Source organism: Enterovirga sp., assembly GCF_028290205.1.
Taxonomy (GTDB): Bacteria; Pseudomonadota; Alphaproteobacteria; order Rhizobiales; family Beijerinckiaceae; genus Enterovirga.
Window position 1 is genome coordinate 1 of the sequence record NZ_JAQGKF010000047.1, and the last position, 17358, is coordinate 17358.

The following is a 17358-nucleotide window of genomic DNA, read 5'->3' on the forward strand; positions in this document are numbered from 1 at the left end:
TGCCGCCCGATCCGGGCCCGGGTCTCCGCCTCGTCGAGATGGAGGCGGCCGCTGCGGAGAAAGGCCAGGTAGCCGCCCTGCTCGGCCACCACCCAGCCCGGATCGAGCTCGTAGCTGTCCGGCCCGAGCCCGGTCTCCTCGGCGATCTCGCGCCGGATGCTGCCTTCGAGGTCGACGCGGCCGTCCGGCGTCACGTCCGACAGGTCCGGCGTTCCGCACGGAAAATAGAGCCGGCCGGCATTGGCCGTGTGGTCGGCCATGCGGCCGAGCAGAAAGCCGCCGTCGCGGCAGCGCAGCGCGCCCATCGCGAAGCCGTTCCAGACCGGCGCGCCCTGGGGACCGGCGCCGAGCCAGGCCAGCATGCTGGCATAGCTGGTCTCGAAGAAGCTCGCCCGGATGCGCTCGCCGTGCTCCTCGAGGCCGCAGGCCATCAGGACGCGGCCGTCGAAGATGCCGGGCCGGGCCGAGAGCCTGGCGGTCCAATCCGCCGCCACGGCCTCACGGTTGAGCTCGGGCCAGTCCCAGCAGAACGCGTCGAGCCTCGCGTCGACGGCTGCAACCCGCCAGAGCCGGCTCACGCGTCGATCCTGCCCTCGGACACGATCACGGCCCAGCCGCCGATCTCGGCGGAGCTGAGCGCCCCGCCCCGGATCACGATCTGCAGCTCGATGTCGCTCGGCCGGCCCATCTCGTAGCCCTGCTCGATCAGGATCGAATGCTCGCCGTCGCCGAGCGGCTCGCATTGCATGAGCACGCCCGCGAAGGCCGCGACCGCGGAGCCCGTCGCCGGATCCTCGGCGATGCCCATGCCGGGCGCGAACATGCGGGCCCGGAAGCGGCCCGGACGGCCGCCGTTCTGGCGCGCATAGACGAAGGCGGCCGGGTGGTCGCCGCCGAACGCCCTGAGGAAGGATTCGCCCGCCGGCTTCGCCTGGGCCAGCGCCTCGAGCGAGGCCAGCGGCACGAAGTCGAAGGGCACCCCGGCCGAGTGCCGGCTCGGCGCGTGCCGGTCGAAGCCGATCTGGCCCGGATCGAGCCCGAGGCCCCAGGCCGCCTCGACCGGGTCGGGGCCGCCCTCCAGCGCCTGCGGCAGGCGGGGCAGCCGGAACCGGGCGTGGCCGCAATCCTTGCCCTTGGGCTCGGCCAGGCAGGTCACGACGCCGATCGGCTCCTCGAGCCCGAAAGCCTGCGCATCCGCACCCGTCTCGTGCCGCAGCGCCAGCAGCACCGCGGTGCCGACGGTCGGATGGCCGGCGAAGGGCAGTTCGCGGGCCGGCGTGAAGATGCGGAGGCTCGCCCGGTGCCGGGCATCGGCCGGCGGCAGCACGAACACCGTCTCGGACAGGTTGAACTCGCGGGCGATCCTCTGCATCGCGGCCGTGTCCAGGCCCTCCGCGTCCAGCACCACGGCCAGCGGATTGCCGGCGAAGCGGTGCTCGGTGAAGACGTCGAGCGTGACGAAGCGGCGTGCCATGGCGATCCCTGAGAGAGACCGCCGGGATTAGACCGGCTGCGCCGTGAAGGTCCAGGTCGGGCGCACGAGTTCCTCCTGGGCGGCGACGAGCAGGATCTCGCGCGAACCGGCTTCGGCCGTCCGCCGCAGGAGCCCGTAGACCGAGGCGGCCGCCCGGCTCAGCGCCGCGCCGGCCGAGCCTGTCTCCAGCAGGTGGACGAAGAACAGGGCCGCGATGGCGTCGCCGGCGCCGTTGACCTCGACATCGAGCCGCGGCGTGCGGACCAGCCAGGCGCCCTCGCGGTCCTCGGCCAGGAGGTCGACGGCGTCGGACGGCGTCGAGTCGGTCCGCAGGGACGTCACCAGCACGGTGCCGGGCCCGAGCGCCTTCAGCGTGGTGATCGCGCGGCGCGCATCGCCGACCGTCGCGACCGTTCGGCCGGTCAGGTATTCGAGCTCGAACTGGTTCGGCGTGACCACATCGGCCGCCGGCACGGCGCGGTCGCGCATGAATTCCGGAATGCCGGCCCGCACGAACACGCCGCGTCCCACGTCGCCGATCACCGGATCGCAGCAATAGAGCGCCGCCGGCCGCGCCTGCCGGGCCCGGGCCACCGTGGACAGGATGGCCTGGCCGATATCGGCCGAGCCCATGTAGCCGGACAGGACCCCGTCGCAGCGCTCCAGCGCGCCCCGGTCGGCGATGCCGTCCACCACCTCCTCGACGGCCTGGCCGTCGAAGACGCGGCCGGTCCAGGCGCCGTAGCCGGTGTGGTTCGAGAACTGCACCGTGTGGATCGGCCACACCTCGTGCCCGAGCCGCTGCATCGCGAAGACCGCGGAGGCGTTGCCGACATGGCCGAACGCCACGTGGGACTGGATGGACAGGATGTTCATCGGCCGCTTCCCTGGATGTGCCGGCCCGGCCGGACTTGACCGGCGGAGCGTGATCGGTGAGGCGAAAGCCCCCCACCCTGCCGGCGCCCGGCAGGCTTCTGGCGCCGGGAGCTGCCGTGATCAACTTCGAGCATCTTGCAGCTCCCGTGGTGGACTTCGTGCGGGTCAACCAGGGCTGGGCTCCTCTCGTGGTGGGCGCGCTCGCCTTCGGCGAGTCGCTGGCCATCGTGTCGGTGCTGATTCCCGCCACCGTGATCATGGTCGGGATCGGCGCGCTGATCGGCGGGGCGGGGCTGGAATTCTGGCCGATCTGGGCCGGCGCCGCCTTCGGGGCGTTCCTCGGCGACTGGATCAGCTACGAGGTGGCGCGCTATTTCGGGCCGGCCATCCAGCATTCCTGGCCGCTGAACCGGCAGCCCGAACTCGTGGCCAGGACCGAGCGGCTGATGACGAAATTCGGCGCCTGGGGCGTGTTCATCGGGCGTTTCTTCGGCCCGCTCCGGGCATTGGTGCCGCTGGTCGCGGGCGTGTTCGAAATGCCCCGGGTGCGGTTCCAGGTCGCGAATGCCGCCTCGGCCCTGGTCTGGGCGACGATCCTGCTCGCGCCCGGGGCCGGGCTGATGGAATGGCTCAAGCGCTGACAGTCGCCGTCAGCGGCCGGGGGCCATGCCCCGTCTGCCCCGCGCCCGGAGGCGCGAGGCAACAGGTTTGCGGCGTCAGCTCCCGGCGCGCTTGACGAAGCGGTCCGTGAAGGTCTGAGCCAGGTCGATCTTGGCGCTGGCCAGCTCCGGGTCGATAACGCGCAGCATCTCCAGCACGCTGTCCTGCCCCTCCTGCGGGATGATGCCCGTGCGGGAATAGCTCTCGAGCGAGTTCCTGACCGCCTTCAGGTAGAGCGGCTTGTCGTTCAGGTGGTATTCGGTGGGAACGAGGTTGGCCACGTCCTCGGGCTTGGCCGTGCTCAGCCATTTCAGCGCCTTCACGTGGGCGTTGACGAGGCGCTGCACCGTGTTCGGGTTCGCGGCCACGAAGTCGGACTTGAGATAGACGACGGCGGCCGGGTTGGACCCGCCGAACAGCGCCTTGGTGCCGGCTTCCGTGCGGGTGTCGATCAGCGGCGTGATCAGCCCGTCCTCCTCCAGCTTCGCGATCACCGGGTCGAGATGGGAGATGATGTCGATCTCGCCCTTCTGCATCGCGGCCACGGCGCCGGCCCCGCCGCCGACGCCCACGAAGGCGGCATCGTTCGGCTTCAGGCCCGCCTTGACCATCGCGTATTGCGCCGTGATCGCGGTGGAGGAGCCCGGCGCGGTCACGCCGATGCGGCGGCCCTTGAAATCGGCCGGCGACTTGATCTCGCCCGCCTTCTCCTTCTTGACCGCGATGGTGATGGCCGGGAAGCGGCCGAGCTCGCAGACGGCCTGGATCATCTGGCCCTTGGCCTGCATCCGGATCGTGTGCTCGTAGGCCCCCGTGACCACGTCGACCGAGCCGCCGATCAGCGATTGCAGCGACTTCGCGCCGCCGCCGAAGTCGTTGATCTCGACCTCGAGGCCCTCCTCCTTGAAGAAGCCCTTCCGCTCCGCCACCGTGAGGGGGAGATAGTAGAGAAGCGGCTTGCCGCCGACGCCGAGCTTCACGGCCGCCTTCTCCGGCGCGCCGGCCGCCTGGGCGAAGGCTCCGGGGCTGCCGAACGAAAGCGCACCGCCGAAGGCGGCCGCGCCGCCGATGAAGTGCCTGCGGTCCATGGTGTTCCTCCGTATGCTTTCGGGCTGCATAGCGCGGCCCGGAAATCCGGCAAAGCGCAGCAGGCCCGAACTTTAGGTCAGGTGCGCGTCAGCTCTTGCCGACGCCGCCGGGGCCCGGCCGCCAAACCAGCAGCCGGTTCTCGATCACCGTCACGATGGAATCGATGACGAGGACGAAGACGGCCAGGATCACCATGCCGGCGAAGACGCCGGTGACGTCGAACACGCTTTCGGCCTCCTGGATCTTGTAGCCGAGACCGGCGGACGAGCCGAGATACTCGCCGACCACCGCACCGACGAGGGCGAAACCGACCGAGGTGTGCAGGGAGGAGAACATCCAGGTCAGCGCGGCCGGCCAGTAGACGTGGCGCAGAAGCTGGCGCTCGTTCATGCCGAGCATGCGGGCATTCGCCAGCACCGTCGGAGAGACCTCGCGCACGCCCTGATAGACGTTGAAGAACACGATAAAGAAGACGAGCGTGAAGCCGAGCGCCACCTTGGACCAGATGCCGAGCCCGAACCACAGCGCGAAGATGGGTGCCAGCACGACGCGTGGCAGGGCGTTCGCGGCCTTGATGTAGGGGTCGAACACGGCGGCCAGGAGTTCGCGCCGCGCGAACAGGAACCCCATCAGGATGCCGCCGCCGGCCCCGAACACGAAGGCCAGCACGGTCTCCTGCAGCGTGATCCAGAGATGCCGCCAGATCTCGCCCGAGGCGAATTCCCGGACCACGCGGAGCATGACGTCGCCCGGCGTGGAGAAGAAGAACTGGGCGTTCTTCACGGTCCCGAAGATCGGGTAGTTGGTGACCAGGTGCCACAGGGCCAGAAGAACCAGACCGACGCCGATCTGGGCCAGCAGGAGCTTGAAGCGGGTCATCGCGCGGCTGCCGTTCCGGTCATCCGGCCTCTCCGAAGGCGTAAGCCTTCTGGACCTCGGCCCGGAGGCTCGACCAGATTTCCTTGTGAATGCGATGGAATTCCGGGTCGAGCCGGATCTCGGCCGCGTCCCGGGGCCGGTCCAGGCCGACGCGGAAATCCCCGATGATGGTCGCGGCCGGCCCGGCCGACATCACGACCACCCTGTCGGAGAGCGCGATCGCCTCCTCGAGATCGTGCGTGACGAAGAGCACGGCCTTGCGGTCCTGCGCCCACAGATTGAGGAGCAGATTGCCCATGATCTGCCGGGTCTGCGCGTCCAGCGGCCCGAAGGGCTCGTCCATCAGAAGGATTTCGGGGTTGCGGATCAGCACCTGGGCCAGCGCCACGCGCTTGCGCTGCCCGCCCGACAGCATGTGCGGATAGGAGCCGAGAAAGGTCTTGAGGCCGACCCGCGTCAGCCATTGCGTCGCCCGCTCGAGCGCCTCGCCCCGCCGCACGCCCTGCGGCTCGAGCGCCACCGCGACATTGTCGAGCGCCGTCTTCCAGGGCATCAGCGCGTCGGCCTGAAACAGGTAGCCGGAGCGCCCGTTCAGCCCGGACAGGGGCGCGCCGAAGATCGACACCCGGCCGGCGCTCGGCTGCAGCAGGCCGGCGGTGGCGTTGAGCAGGGTGGACTTGCCGCAGCCCGTCGGGCCGACGATGGCCACGAACTCGCCGGGCCGCACCGCGAGATCGATCCCCTGCACCGCCTGATAGATCGCGCCGCCGGCGAGCGGAAACGCGATCGCCACTCCGGCGAGCGTGACGGCGGCTGACCCGCCCGGTTCGTCTGCCATGCTGTGCGTGGTGATGTGGCGCGGTCCGCGCCGTCTCCCGACGCCACAGGATCATAGCGGGGCGCGCTCGGGCCGGGCAACCCTGTTCGAACGTCTAGATCCGCTCGAACAGCCAGGTGTCGCAACGCTCGGTCGCGTCCCGGTCGCCCCATGCGGGTGGCGGCCCGGGGGCCCCGACCGGCGAGGCCCGGAGCCCTGCAAGGGCGGCGTGCGCCCGTTCCGCTGCCGCCTCCGCGACCGGGCCCGCGGCCGGGCCCGCGGCCGCCCGGAGGATGGCCGGGTGAAAGGAGACCAGCAGCGCCGAACCCGGCCGCCCCAGCAGCGGCGCCATGGCGGGAAGAAGGGCATATTCGCCGCCCTCGATGTCGAGGCTGATCAGCAGCGGCCCGCCCTCCCCGGCGAGGGCCGCAAGTTCGGCCGGGGTGACGGCCTCGGCCGTCCAGGCGCCGGGGCTGTCTGCGAGGGCGACGCTGGACATGGAATCGCCGGGCTTGCGGCGCGCGCCGAGCCGCACCGGCCCCGGATGCGGAGCCGCCGCCCGGGCCACGATCTCGATCCGGCCGGCAAGGTCGGGGTTGGCGGCGAGGTTGCGCCGGAGCTGGGCCAGGGCCGCCGGGTCGGCCTCCACGGCCACGGCCCGGGTCGCCCCGCAGGCCACGCCGTAGAGCGACAGGATTCCGGTCCAGGCGCCGATGTCGAGGATTGTGGTCGCAGGGCCGATCAGGCGGCAGAGCGTCGCCAGGGTGGCGGGCTCCCAGCGGCCGGCCTCGACGCGATCCCAAAAGGTCGGCTGGTCGTCGGCGACCGCGAACGCGACCGCCCCGGCCCGGATCCGCCGCGGGCCGGTCCCCGTCACGATCCGAGCAGGCGGGCCGCGAGCGCCGTGTCGGCGAATTGGCGGAACGAGGTGATCCGCCCGTTCTCGACCTGGACCAGATCCAGCACCTCGGTCTGAGCCTCCTGCCCGGACTGGCGCCCCCGCACCCGAACCCGCGAATGGACGGCGACCCGGCCCGTCTCGGGATCGATCAGGAGGTCGAGGAGCGTCGTCTCAAGGAACTCGATGTTCTGGGTGAGACGCCGCAGCACCTCCCGGACGGCGACTGATCCCGTCGCGCTCGTCGGCACGGGGCTCGCCTCGGGCGAGCCGGCCAGGGAGAACTGCGCCGTGTCGCAGAAATGGCCCATCATGGCGTCAAGATCGCCAGTGACGCGGGCCTGGTAGGCGCTGCGGATCAGGGTCTCGATAGCTGCCCTGTCCTGCATCGCGCCCTCCAGGCCCGTAAGGGAACGCTTAGTTCTTGGCCTTGTCCACCAGCGCCTTCTCCTTGATCCACGGCATCATGCCGCGGAGGCGCTCGCCGACCTCTTCGATCTGGTGGGCGTTGGCCTTGGCGCGGGTCGCCTTGAACGAGGTCTGGTTGACCTTGTTCTCGAGCATCCAGTTGCGGGTGAAGACGCCGCCCTGGATGTCGGCCAGCACGCGCTTCATCTCGGCCTTGGTCTCGGACGTGATGATGCGCGGGCCGGTGACGTATTCGCCGTACTCGGCCGTGTTCGAGATCGAGTAGTTCATGTTGGCGATGCCGCCCTCGTAGATGAGGTCGACAATCAGCTTCACCTCGTGCAGGCACTCGAAATAGGCCATCTCGGGGGCGTAGCCCGCCTCGACCAGCGTCTCGAAGCCGGCGCGGATCAGCTCGACCAGGCCGCCGCAGAGCACGACCTGCTCGCCGAACAGGTCGGTCTCGCACTCTTCCTTGAAGCTCGTCTCGATGATGCCGGCGCGGCCGCCGCCATTGGCCGAGGCGTAGGACAGGCCGAGGTCATGGGCGTTGCCGGTCGCGTCCTGGTGGATGGCGATCAGGGTCGGCACGCCTCCGCCGCGCACGTACTCGGACCGGACGGTGTGGCCGGGGCCCTTCGGGGCGACCATCAGCACGTCGAGGTCCTTGCGGGGCTCGATGAGGTTGAAGTGGACGTTGAGGCCGTGCGCGAACAGGAGGGCCGAGCCCTGCTTCATGTTGTCCGCGAGGTCGGCGTTGTAGATGTCGGCCTGCAGCTCGTCGGGCGTCAGCATCATGACGACGTCGGCCCACTTGGCGCCCTCGGCCGGGGTCATGACCTTGAAGCCGGCGGCCTCCGCCTTGGCCCGGGTGGCCGAGTTCGCCTTCAGGGCGATGGCCACGTCCTTCACGCCGGAGTCGCGGAGGTTCAGCGCATGCGCGTGGCCCTGGCTGCCATAGCCGACGATCAGAACCTTCTTGCCCTTGATCAGGTTGATATCGGCATCGCGATCGTAATAGACGCGCATGATCTCATGGTCCTCCGGGCGCCCCGCCGAGCCCTGTTCTTAGATGAGTGCCGGCCCCGGTCGGGCTGCGCACGCGAGCGGGGCCGCTTGTAACCGGCCCGTCCGCGCTGGCAAGCACTTCGCGGCAGACGAGCGCCGCCACCCCGGCATGAACGCCACGCGGGAACAGGCCGGCCCATCGGGCGCCCGCTCTCGAACCCTCCCCTGCGGCCCGCGTTGCCGCATGGGATGCCGGCGGACCTCGGTGTTCCGGCCGGCTTCGGGCACTCAGGAGGCGGAATGGACGAGATCGGACCCCGGGACGTGGTCTCGTTCTGGCGCGACGCCGGACCTGGCCGCTGGTTCACCAAGGACGCCAGCTTCGACCAGGAGGTGAGGGGCAGGTTCATGGCCGCCTGGGAGGCCGCGAGGGCGGGCGAACGGGACGGTTGGGCCGAGACACCGGAGGGCGCGCTCGCGCTGGTGATCCTGCTGGATCAGATGCCCCGCAACATGTTCCGGGGCGATCCGCGCACCTGGTCCACGGACGAGGCGGCGCGGCACGCGGCCGAGCGGGCCATCGCGGCCGGGCATGACAGCGCGGTGGATCCCGCCTTGCGGTCGTTCTTCTTTCTTCCCCTGATGCATGCCGAGGACCTCGCCGCGCAGGAGAGGTCGGTGGCCCTCTACGAGCAACACGGCGACCCGGACAACCTGACCTGGGCCCGCCACCACCGCGACGTCATCGCGCGGTTCGGCCGCTTCCCGCATCGCAACGCCGTGCTGGGCCGGACCAGCACGCCGGAGGAACTCGCCTTTCTGGCCGAGGACGATTTTCGCGGCTGAGAGCGGCGGCTACGGCGCCGCGATGCCCTCGCGCGCCAGCGCCCGCCGCACCGCCGGCCGCTCGCCCATGCGGCGGGCGTGGTCGGTCCAGGCCGGGAAGTCGCCGGCCATGTCGTAGCCGAGCACCTGGCCGCGGCCCCAGGTCCAGAGCACCAGCAGATAGGGATCGGCGACCGAGTAGCCCGCCCCGGCGGCCCAGGGATCGCCGGAGCCGGCGAGCTTGCGCTCGACCTCCTCCCAGCCCGCGCGGGTGGTCTCGAAGCCGCGGGCGACCACGTCGGCCTGCGCCGCCTCGCCCGCCGCATAGCGTTCCGGCCTGCGGATATGGGCATAGGCGATGTGCAGGCCGGACGAGCACCAGGCCAGCCATTCGGCGCAGCGCGCCTCAGCCTGAGGATCCTCCGGCCACAACCCTGCCCCGCGATGCTGGCGGGCGATGTAGCGCAGGATGGCGGGGTTCTCCGTGATCACGAAGTCGCCGTCCCGCAGCGCCGGCACCCGCCCCTTCGGATTGACGGCCAGATAGGCCGGCGAGCGCTGCTCCGCCTCGGCGAAATTGACCCGCCGCGCCTCGAACGGGGCGCCCGTCTCCTCGAGGGCGATGTGCGACGCCAGCGAACAGGCGCCCGGCGAATAGAACAGACACATGGCAGAATTCGACATCGGCCCCTCCCCGCTCGGCGTCGCGTCCCGGCTCACATGCCCTGCCCACCGCGGCCCATGGCGGCCACGCCGGTGCGGGACACCTCCACGAGGCCGACCGCCACCATCAGGGACAGGAAGCGCTCGACCTCGTCGGTGGTGCCGGTCAGCTCGAACACGAAGGAGGTCAGCGTCGCGTCCACTGTCCGGGCCCCGAAGGCCGAGGCGAGGCGCATCGCCTCGACGCGGTGGTCGCCCCGCCCCTCGACCTTGACCAGCGCCAGTTCGCGCTCGATCGCATCGCCCTGCACGGTGAGGTCGACCACGCGGTGCACCGGAACCAGCCGCTCGAGCTGGGCCTTGATCTGCGCCAGCGTCGCGTCCGTGCCGGCGGTCACGATGGTGATGCGGGAGAGATGCTTCTGGTGCTCCGTCTCCGAGACGGTGAGGCTTTCGATGTTGTAGCCGCGGCCGGAGAACAGACCGGCGATGCGGGCCAGCACGCCCGGCTCGTTGTCCACGATCACGGCGAGCGTGTGCCGGCGCGTCGCCTGGAGCTGGGCCGGATCCGGGTAGTGCGTGTTCATCGCGTTCATGGGGCGGTCTTTCCGGCAGGCGCGGCGCGAGATCGAGGAACGTTCACGGGGGCTTTGTGGTTGGAGCGCTATCGCGTCAAGATCGCCTGTCACCGCCAGTGCCGCTGTCGAGAGCCCGCATGACCCGCTTCGCCCTTCCCCTGCTCGCCGCCGCCGCCGTGCTGCTTCCCGCCGCGGCCGGGGCGCAGACCCGGTTCGGCGGCCACCACGACCCCGATGTCACGGGCTCGATCGGCGGTCGGGCACCCTGGAGCCAGCCCTGGGAGTACGATTCCGGCAGCGACAACGACAAGCATCCGTCGCGGCCCTATTACCAGCAGGGTCGCGGGCAGCAGACCGGCGGCCCGAGCCGCAACCTCCTGCCCGGCGACGGCTTCAACCTGTCGCCGCGCTGACGGCGTCAGCCGGTCTGCTTGCGGAAATCGACCAGGGCCGGCTCGTCGACCTCGTCGTGAGCGATGGTCCAGCTTTCCCGCAGGGCGGCCTCGCGCCATTCCACAAAGGCGGGCAGCCCCAGCACGGCGTCCATGTAGGTGCGGCTTTCGGGCGAAACCTCGAACCCGTAGGTGTCGAGCCGCGTGACCACCGGCGCATACATGGCGTCCGCGGCCGAAAAGGCGCCGAACAGAAAGGGTCCGCCCCGCCCGAAGCGGGACTGGGCTTCCCGCCAGATCGCCTCCACCCGGCTCGCGTCCTGGGCCACCTTGTCGCCCCGGTCTCGCCCGGCGAAGCGCTTGCCGAGATTCATGGGGCAGGCCGAGCGCAGAGCGGCGAAGCCGGAATGCATCTCGGCCGAGATCGAGCGGGCGTGCGCGCGGGCCTCGCGCTCCAGCGGCCACACGCCGGCCTCGGGCCAGCGCTCGGCCACGTATTCCATGATGGCGAGGGAATCCCACACCGTGATCTCGCCGTCCTTCAGGATCGGCACCTTGCCGGCGGGCGAATGCTCCCGGATGCGCAACGGCGTGTTGGCATGGCCGAGCGGGATCAGGATCTCGTTAAAGGCGATCCCGAGTTGCCGCATCAGAAGCCAGGGCCGGAGCGACCAGGACGAGTAGAGCTTGTTGGCGACGAGCAGGGTCGGCATCGGCAGGCTTCCGTCTGGGGCGGCGGGTCTTACCGCGACGGACGCGCGCAGCGCCACCGAATTCCCGGCGCGGCCCGGTGACCGTCAGCCGCGAACGGAGGGCCGCGCAGCCCGGAGCGCGGCGGCCGCAGCCCCGCGCAGCCGACATGCCGGCTCTGCCTTCGTGAGCGGCGTGCGGCTGCTATAGCGAAACTCCCGTCCCGGCTCGGTGCCCTTGCCCCCTCCCGTCCCTTACCCCCCGGACACTCCCAAGACTCTGGGCGCGACAGACCGACCGCTGGTCGGGATCGCCTTCGTGCTCGCGGCCGGGATCGTCTTCGCGCTGGCCGATGCGCTGTCGAAGCTGCTCGCGGTCAGGCTGCCGGTCATCGAGATCACGTGGCTGCGCTGGCTCGGCTTCCTGGTCGTGGTGCTGCCGATGCTCGTGGCCACCCGGGGCCGCGTGCTCCGCTCGCGTGCGCCCAAACTGCAGGTGCTCCGGACGGTCTGCCTGATCGGCTCGAGCCTGCTCTTCGTGGCCGCGCTGGCCGTGCTTCCGCTCGCCTCCTCGACCACCATCAATTTCGTGTCTCCCCTGATCGTGACGGCCCTGTCGATCCCGCTGCTCGGGGAAAAGGTGGGGTTTCGGCGCTGGGCCGCGGTGTGCGTCGGGCTGGTCGGCGTGCTGGTCGTGGTCCGGCCCGGCTCCGGCACCTTCGGCTGGGCCGCCCTTCTGCCCATCCTGTCCGCGACCTGCTGGGCGACCGCCGTGATCACCACCCGCCGCCTCGGCGGGCTCGATGGCGCCTGGACGGCGATGACCTACACCGCGCTCATCGGCTTCGCGGTGCTGAGCGTGGTGGCGCCCTTCGACTTCGTGCAGCCGACCGGCCACGAGCTCCTCTTGGCGGCCGGGATGGCGCTTCTGGCGACGGCCGGCCAGTTCCTCACCGTTCTGGCCTTCGGCCGCGCGCCGGCCTCGCTGCTGGCGCCCTTCACCTATGTGATGCTGCTCTGGGCGACGGGCCTCGGCTACCTCGTCTTCGACACCGTGCCGGACGGCTGGACCTGGGTCGGGGCCACCATCATCGTGGCGAGCGGCATCTATGTCGCGCATCGCGAGCGGCTGCGGGCCATCCAGGCCGCGGCCGGGCGGGCCGCGTCCTAGCGGCCCTCGGCCGCCTTGCCCGCGCTCAGCGCGGCGTGAAGCGGAACAAGGCGGAGGGCGTCGCGACGGGCGCGTCGACCTTGAACATGCGGCTGTCCGGGATGTGCGACGCCGTCACGTAGATCGCGCCGTCCGGCCCCTCGGCCAGGGAGTCGGGCCAGCGCAGCTTCGGATCCTGCGCGGCGGTGACGAGGCGGCTCTCCGCCTCCCGCAGCTTCACGGAATTGTCCTCCGGCGAGGTGATGAAGAACTGGCCCTTGCCGCTGGTCCAGAGGCCGTCGGCGATGACCGTGGTGCCGGCCTTGCGGACCTGCTTCTCGAGCTCCGGCGTGTCCAGGCTCTCGTCGCGCAAGGCGGCTGTCGGCACCGCGTACAGCGTGTGGCTGGAGATGGACTGCCAGAACAGCGTCTCGCCATCCGGCGACAGGGTGATCCCGTCCGCCGCGAAGCTCGGCGCCTTGCCGTCGGGGCGCCGCAGCGGCTTGCCGTCGATATGCACCAGCACGCCCTTCTCAGCCTGGGTCGAGGACACTCCGTCCAGCACCCGCCGGATGCCGCCCCGCTCGAAATCGACGATCAGAAGGGCGCCGCGGCCGGAATCGGTCAGGTAGCCCCACTTGCCATCCGGGCTGAACCGGATGTCGTTCAGGTAGGTCCCCATGGGCGCCACGCGCTCGTCGAACGGGATCACCTGGGCGACCTTGTTCGTGGACAGGTCGATGCGGACGAGCTTCGGGCCGCCCTTCACGATCTGCTCCATGGCGGGCGCGGCGGGATCGAGAACCCAGAGGTTGCCCCGCCCGTCCGCCACCACGCTCTGCACGCAGACCCAATGGTCGTTTGGCGAGATCTCGTCCTGCTTGGCGTTGCGCCAGCTGTTCCAGTTCTCGTCCGGATAGGGGACGAGCTTGCCGTCCTTCAGCTCCGCCACCGAGACGGCCGTGTCCTCCGTCCAGCGCGGGAAGTTGACGAAGATGCGGCCGTCGCGGCTGACCGCGACCCCGGTCACCTGATGGGCGAAGGTCGCGACCTGTTCCAGGCGGGCCAGGTCTTGGCGGGCAGGCGCCTGGCCGGCCGGCTGCTGGCGGGCCGGCTGCTGGGCTCCGGCTGGACCGACCGACCCGAGCAGAAGCGTGCCGGAGGCGATGGCGGCGAGAAGCGTGGCTGCACGCATGGGCTGTCCTGTCCGCTGAGAGATCGACTAACCGGTGCGATTCAAGGGAGTTCCTGCCCGGACCCCGGACCGGCGGGTGCGGTACGGTTGCGATCGGGCGCCCGGGCTCCGGGTTGTTGCGGCCCGGCCGACCGCCTACGATTCGTCGCATGACCCGCCAGACCCCTGCGCCCCGCGCCGCGGGCCGGACGAGCCTCTTCCGCGCGCTGCCCCGGGCCGCCCTGGCGCTCGCACCCGCGCTGGGCGGCTGCATGGGCCCGCAATCCGCGCTGAACCCGGCGGCGGACGACGCCGCCAAGCTGCTGCTTCTCACCGAGATCATGACGGTCGGCGGCGCGCTCATCTTCACCGCCGTGATGATCTTCGTGGGCCTCGCGGTCTGGGCACCGCCGCGCTGGCGCGGCTGGCTGGCCCGGCGCGAGACCGTGGTGGCGGGCGGGATCGTGTTTCCCGTGCTCACCCTCACGGCGCTCCTGATCTACGGGCTGTGGCTGATGCGGGTCACCAATGCTCCCGCCCCGGGGGGCGACGCCCTGACCATCACGGTCACGGGGGAGCAGTATTGGTGGCGCGTGCACTACCCGGCCGAGGGCGACGCGGCGGCCTTCGCCACCGCGAACGAGGTGCAGGTGCCGGTCGGCCGGCCGGTCCGCATCCTGCTCGAAGCCGCGGACGTGGTGCACGCCTTCTGGATCCCGAACTATGCCGGCAAGGTCGACATGATCCCCGGCCGGCAGACCGCAATCCAGTTCACGCCCGACCGGCCCGGGCAGTTCCGCGGGCTCTGCACGGAGTTCTGCGGCGACCAGCACGCCCGCATGGCCTTCGACGTGGTGGCGCTGCCGCCGGCCGAGTTCGCCGCCTGGCGGCAGCGGCAAGCGACCGACGCGGCGCCGCCGGCCGCCGCCTTCACGGTGCTGGGCCGCGAGGTCTTCACCCGCTCCGGCTGCGGCTCCTGCCACGCCGTGCGGGGCAGCGACGCCAAGGGCGAGCTCGGCCCGGACCTGACCCATGTGGGCTCGCGCCGCTCCATCGGGGCGGGGCTCTACCCCACCAATATCGGCACCCTGGCGGGCTGGATCTCCGGCACGCAGCAGCTCAAGCCGGGCGCCCGCATGCCGTCCTACGGATCGCTCTCCGGTGAGGAGCTCAGGGCGGTGGCCGGCTATCTGGACCAGCTCAAGTGAACGCCACGCACCCGCCCGCCGTGCCGCCTCGCGACGTCGATCGCGTCCTGCCCGAGCCGCCGAACGGGCTGCCGCGGCCGCCAGGCGAACTCGAGGCGCTGGAGCGGGCCTGGGAGCCGCCGCGCGGCATCCGCTTTCTGACCGAGACCAACAACAACTTCGTCGGGCTCTGGTACGTCGCGACCTCGCTGTTCTTTTTCGTCGCGGCCGGGATCATGGCCTTGATCATCCGGGCCCAGCTGGCGCGCCCGGAATCGACGCTGGTCGGCCACGACACCTACAACCAGCTCTTCACCATGCACGGGACCATCATGATGTTCCTGTTCGCGGTGCCGGCCGTGGAGGCGGCCTCCGTCTACCTCCTGCCCAACATCCAGGCCGCCCGCGACCTGCCCTTCCCGCGCCTCTCCGCCTATGCGTTCTGGGCCTATTTCTTCGGCGGGCTGTTCTTTCTGTCGAGCATTTTCCAGGGCGTGGCGCCGAATACCGGCTGGTACATGTACCCGCCGCTCACCTCGACGCAGTTCTCCCCGGGCGTGAACGCCGATTACTGGCTGCTCGGCATCGGCTTCATCGAGATCTCGGCCATCGCGGGCGCCATCGAGATCATCGTCGGCGTGATGAAGACGCGCGCGGTGGGCATGAGCCTCGACAAGCTGCCGGTCTATTCCTGGGCCATGCTGGTCTTCGCCGTGATGATCGTGATCGGCTTCCCGGCCATCATCCTGGGCACCATCCTGCTGGAGCTGGAACGGGCCTTCGACTGGCCTTTCTTCATCGTGAACCGCGGCGGCGACCCCGTCCTGTGGCAGCACCTGTTCTGGTTCTTCGGCCACCCGGAGGTCTACATCATCTTCCTGCCGGCGGCCGGCATGGTGTCGATGATCGTGCCCGCCATCGCCCGCGCCCCCCTGGTCGGCTACCGGCTGGTGATCCTGGCCCTGATCGCGACCGGGTTCCTGTCCTTCGGCCTGTGGGTCCACCACATGTTCACGACCGGGTTGCCGAAGATGAGCCTCGGCTTCTTCTCGGCCGCGAGCGCGGCGGTCGCGATCCCGTCCGGCATCCAGGTCTTTAGCTGGATCGCCACCGTGGCGTCGGGCCGGGTGCGGCTGACCACGCCGGCCCTGTTCATCCTGGGCTTCCTGTTCATCTTCACGCTGGGCGGGCTGACCGGCGTGATGGTGGCGGTGGCGCCCTTCGACTGGGTGGCGCACGACACCTATTTCATCGTCGCCCACCTCCATTACGTGCTGGTCGGCGGCATGGTCTTCCCGTTCTTCGCCGCGCTCTATTACTGGGTGCCGGTGGCCTCCAAGCGCCCCCTCTCCGAGCGGGTCGGCCGCTGGGTGTTCGGGCTGATGTTCGTCGGCGTGAACCTGACCTTCTTTCCGCAGCATATCGCCGGGCTGATCGGCATGCCGCGGCGCTACTACACCTACCCGGTCGGGATGGGGCTGGACGCCTACAATCTCGCCTCCACGATCGGGGCGTTCATCCTGGCCTCCGGCATCCTGCTGTTCTTTGTTGACCTCGCCCGCACGTTCCGGCCCGGGGGCGAGAGCGCCGGCAACCTGTGGGGCGCGTCCACGCTCGAATGGCTGCCGAACGGCAATTACAACACGCGCTCCATCCCGGCGGTGGCGAGCCGCGACCCGCTCTGGGCGCAGCCGAACCTCGCCCGCGAGGTGGAGCAGGGCCGCTGGTACCTGCCCGGCACCGTGACGGGGCGGCGCGAGGCGCTGGTCACGAGCCCGATCGAGGCCCGGCCGCAATACGTGCTGGTGGTGCCCGGCCCGGGCTGGGCGCATGTGCTGGCGGCCGTGTTCACGGCGGCCTTCTTCGCGCTGCTCACCGTGAAGCTGAACTATCTGGCCCTGTTCTGCGGCGTCGCGGGCATTTTCTGCGTGATGTGGTGGCTGTGGCAGCTCGATCCCGGGCCGCTGCGCGAGCCGGCCGATATCGGCGGCGGCCTGATCCTGCCGGTCCACGCCACGGGCCCGGTCAGCCATTCGTGGTGGGCCGTGATCGTGCTGCTGGTGGTCTGCGGCATGATCTATCTCTGCCTCGTCTTCTCCTACCTGTTCCTCTGGCTGGTGAACCCGACCGCCTGGCCGCCGGCCGGGGTGTCGGTGCCGCCGGGCTGGGCCGGCATGGCCGGGATCGGGCTGTACGGCCTCTCGGCGGGCCTCGTCTGGTGGGCCGGCCGCATCCTGCACGGACCGGAGCAGCGGCCGCGGGCGGTGCCGCTGCTGCTCGGGGGGGCGCTCCTGCCGCTCCTCGGCGCCGGGGCGCTGGACGTCTGGGGCCAGCTCTCGGTCGGGCTTGATCCCAAGGGCTCGGCCTATGGGGCGGCCGTGATGACCATGGTGTCGCTGCAACTGCTCTACGTGGCCATCGTGGTGCTGATGCTGGGCTTCACGCTGGCCCGCTGGTGGACGGGCCGGATTGACCGGGTCAGACGCGCGGTGTTCGACAACACCATGCTGTTCTGGCTCTACAGCGCCGCGCAGGGGATCGTGGCGCTGGCCGTGATCCACGGCTTTCCCCGGCTCGCCGGCGGGCTCTGA

The 17358-nt window shown here is 70.6% G+C and carries 19 protein-coding genes; 6 read left to right on the top strand and 13 right to left on the bottom strand.

Annotation, left to right across the window (positions count from 1 at the left end; translation table 11 throughout):
- From JWR86_RS03150 to pdxY, 3 genes are all read right to left on the bottom strand, one after another.
- Positions 1-578, bottom strand: a 578-nt coding sequence (locus JWR86_RS03150; protein WP_299560599.1) for an NUDIX hydrolase, incomplete at its 3' end; no start/stop codon positions are given.
- Entirely contained in the window at positions 575-1474 is a 900-nt protein-coding gene (locus tag JWR86_RS03155; protein WP_299560601.1) for a PhzF family phenazine biosynthesis protein, read from the bottom strand. The genes JWR86_RS03155 and JWR86_RS03150, both read right to left, overlap by 4 nt.
- 27 nt (positions 1475-1501) lie before the next feature.
- Positions 1502-2350 carry a pyridoxal kinase PdxY gene (pdxY, locus tag JWR86_RS03160; RefSeq protein WP_299560603.1) on the bottom strand — a complete coding sequence of 283 codons (849 nt, stop codon included), beginning with the start codon at positions 2348-2350 and terminating at the stop codon, positions 1502-1504.
- Between the two features lie 119 nt (positions 2351-2469).
- Between pdxY and JWR86_RS03165 the strand changes: the two genes are divergently transcribed.
- Complete coding sequence (locus JWR86_RS03165) at positions 2470-2991, top strand: DedA family protein (protein ID WP_299560724.1); 522 nt, start codon at positions 2470-2472, stop codon at positions 2989-2991.
- Positions 2992-3066: 75 nt separating this feature from the next.
- Here the strand turns inward: JWR86_RS03165 and JWR86_RS03170 are convergent, their stop codons facing one another.
- The 6 genes from JWR86_RS03170 to ilvC all read right to left on the bottom strand — a co-directional run bounded on the left by JWR86_RS03170 (position 3067) and on the right by ilvC (position 8130).
- Positions 3067-4098: an ABC transporter substrate-binding protein gene (locus tag JWR86_RS03170; protein WP_299560605.1), complete on the bottom strand. Its 1032-nt coding sequence runs from the start codon at positions 4096-4098 to the stop codon at positions 3067-3069.
- Positions 4099-4186: 88 nt separating this feature from the next.
- Entirely contained in the window at positions 4187-4978 is a 792-nt protein-coding gene (locus tag JWR86_RS03175; protein WP_299560608.1) for an ABC transporter permease, read from the bottom strand.
- A 19-nt stretch (positions 4979-4997) separates the two neighbouring features.
- Positions 4998-5816: an ABC transporter ATP-binding protein gene (locus JWR86_RS03180; protein WP_299560611.1), complete on the bottom strand. Its 819-nt coding sequence runs from the start codon at positions 5814-5816 to the stop codon at positions 4998-5000.
- Positions 5817-5910: 94 nt separating this feature from the next.
- Complete coding sequence (locus JWR86_RS03185; RefSeq protein ID WP_299560613.1) at positions 5911-6672, bottom strand: FkbM family methyltransferase; 762 nt, start codon at positions 6670-6672, stop codon at positions 5911-5913.
- Positions 6669-7082 (bottom strand): nuclear transport factor 2 family protein, encoded by a 414-nt coding sequence (locus JWR86_RS03190; RefSeq protein ID WP_299560616.1) that lies wholly within the window; start codon positions 7080-7082, stop codon positions 6669-6671. The genes JWR86_RS03185 and JWR86_RS03190 overlap by 4 nt, the downstream gene beginning before the upstream one ends.
- A 28-nt stretch (positions 7083-7110) precedes the next feature.
- Complete coding sequence (gene ilvC, locus JWR86_RS03195; protein ID WP_299560619.1) at positions 7111-8130, bottom strand: ketol-acid reductoisomerase; 1020 nt, start codon at positions 8128-8130, stop codon at positions 7111-7113.
- 279 nt (positions 8131-8409) lie between these two features.
- On the opposite strand from ilvC, the gene JWR86_RS03200 reads away from it, so the two are divergent.
- A complete protein-coding gene (locus tag JWR86_RS03200) occupies positions 8410-8955 on the top strand; it encodes a DUF924 family protein (protein ID WP_299560622.1) in 546 nt (181 codons plus the stop codon).
- 9 nt (positions 8956-8964) lie between these two features.
- On the opposite strand, the gene JWR86_RS03205 is transcribed toward JWR86_RS03200, so the two are convergent.
- Positions 8965-9618, bottom strand: a complete 654-nt coding sequence (locus tag JWR86_RS03205) for a glutathione S-transferase N-terminal domain-containing protein (RefSeq protein WP_299560625.1) — start codon at positions 9616-9618, stop codon at positions 8965-8967.
- Positions 9619-9650: 32 nt separating this feature from the next.
- Positions 9651-10193, bottom strand: a complete 543-nt coding sequence (gene ilvN / locus JWR86_RS03210) for an acetolactate synthase small subunit (RefSeq protein WP_299560628.1) — start codon at positions 10191-10193, stop codon at positions 9651-9653.
- A gap of 119 nt (positions 10194-10312) precedes the next feature.
- On the opposite strand from ilvN, the gene JWR86_RS03215 reads away from it, so the two are divergent.
- Positions 10313-10588, top strand: a complete 276-nt coding sequence (locus JWR86_RS03215) for a hypothetical protein (RefSeq protein ID WP_299560631.1) — start codon at positions 10313-10315, stop codon at positions 10586-10588.
- A gap of 5 nt (positions 10589-10593) precedes the next feature.
- Here JWR86_RS03215 and JWR86_RS03220 read toward each other — a convergent pair whose 3' ends face one another.
- Positions 10594-11280, bottom strand: a complete 687-nt coding sequence (locus JWR86_RS03220; RefSeq protein ID WP_299560634.1) for a glutathione S-transferase family protein — start codon at positions 11278-11280, stop codon at positions 10594-10596.
- A gap of 208 nt (positions 11281-11488) precedes the next feature.
- Between JWR86_RS03220 and JWR86_RS03225 the strand changes: the two genes are divergently transcribed.
- Positions 11489-12427 (top strand): DMT family transporter, encoded by a 939-nt coding sequence (locus tag JWR86_RS03225; RefSeq protein WP_299560637.1) that lies wholly within the window; start codon positions 11489-11491, stop codon positions 12425-12427.
- 25 nt (positions 12428-12452) lie between these two features.
- Here the strand turns inward: JWR86_RS03225 and JWR86_RS03230 are convergent, their stop codons facing one another.
- On the bottom strand, positions 12453-13601 hold the full coding sequence (locus tag JWR86_RS03230) for an L-dopachrome tautomerase-related protein (protein ID WP_299560640.1): 1149 nt from the start codon (positions 13599-13601) through the stop codon (positions 12453-12455).
- Between the two features lie 149 nt (positions 13602-13750).
- Between JWR86_RS03230 and JWR86_RS03235 the strand changes: the two genes are divergently transcribed.
- Positions 13751-14788 (top strand): cytochrome c oxidase subunit II, encoded by a 1038-nt coding sequence (locus JWR86_RS03235; protein WP_299560643.1) that lies wholly within the window; start codon positions 13751-13753, stop codon positions 14786-14788.
- Positions 14785-17358 carry a cbb3-type cytochrome c oxidase subunit I gene (locus JWR86_RS03240; RefSeq protein ID WP_299560646.1) on the top strand — a complete coding sequence of 858 codons (2574 nt, stop codon included), beginning with the start codon at positions 14785-14787 and terminating at the stop codon, positions 17356-17358. Before JWR86_RS03235 ends, JWR86_RS03240 begins: the two co-directional genes overlap by 4 nt.

Excerpts from the sequence above, each read along its gene's own strand:
- JWR86_RS03155 (WP_299560601.1), bottom strand. The coding sequence starts at position 1,474 with ATGGCACGCCGCTTCGTCACGCTCGACGTCTTCACCGAGCACCGCTTC.
- pdxY (WP_299560603.1), bottom strand. The coding sequence starts at position 2,350 with ATGAACATCCTGTCCATCCAGTCCCACGTGGCGTTCGGCCATGTCGGC.
- JWR86_RS03170 (WP_299560605.1), bottom strand. The coding sequence starts at position 4,098 with ATGGACCGCAGGCACTTCATCGGCGGCGCGGCCGCCTTCGGCGGTGCG.
- JWR86_RS03175 (WP_299560608.1), bottom strand. The coding sequence starts at position 4,978 with ATGACCCGCTTCAAGCTCCTGCTGGCCCAGATCGGCGTCGGTCTGGTT.
- JWR86_RS03180 (WP_299560611.1), bottom strand. The coding sequence starts at position 5,816 with ATGGCAGACGAACCGGGCGGGTCAGCCGCCGTCACGCTCGCCGGAGTG.
- JWR86_RS03190 (WP_299560616.1), bottom strand. The coding sequence starts at position 7,082 with ATGCAGGACAGGGCAGCTATCGAGACCCTGATCCGCAGCGCCTACCAG.
- ilvC (WP_299560619.1), bottom strand. The coding sequence starts at position 8,130 with ATGCGCGTCTATTACGATCGCGATGCCGATATCAACCTGATCAAGGGC.
- JWR86_RS03200 (WP_299560622.1), top strand. The coding sequence starts at position 8,410 with ATGGACGAGATCGGACCCCGGGACGTGGTCTCGTTCTGGCGCGACGCC.
- JWR86_RS03205 (WP_299560625.1), bottom strand. The coding sequence starts at position 9,618 with ATGTCGAATTCTGCCATGTGTCTGTTCTATTCGCCGGGCGCCTGTTCG.
- ilvN (WP_299560628.1), bottom strand. The coding sequence starts at position 10,193 with ATGAACGCGATGAACACGCACTACCCGGATCCGGCCCAGCTCCAGGCG.
- JWR86_RS03215 (WP_299560631.1), top strand. The coding sequence starts at position 10,313 with ATGACCCGCTTCGCCCTTCCCCTGCTCGCCGCCGCCGCCGTGCTGCTT.
- JWR86_RS03220 (WP_299560634.1), bottom strand. The coding sequence starts at position 11,280 with ATGCCGACCCTGCTCGTCGCCAACAAGCTCTACTCGTCCTGGTCGCTC.
- JWR86_RS03230 (WP_299560640.1), bottom strand. The coding sequence starts at position 13,601 with ATGCGTGCAGCCACGCTTCTCGCCGCCATCGCCTCCGGCACGCTTCTG.
- JWR86_RS03235 (WP_299560643.1), top strand. The coding sequence starts at position 13,751 with ATGACCCGCCAGACCCCTGCGCCCCGCGCCGCGGGCCGGACGAGCCTC.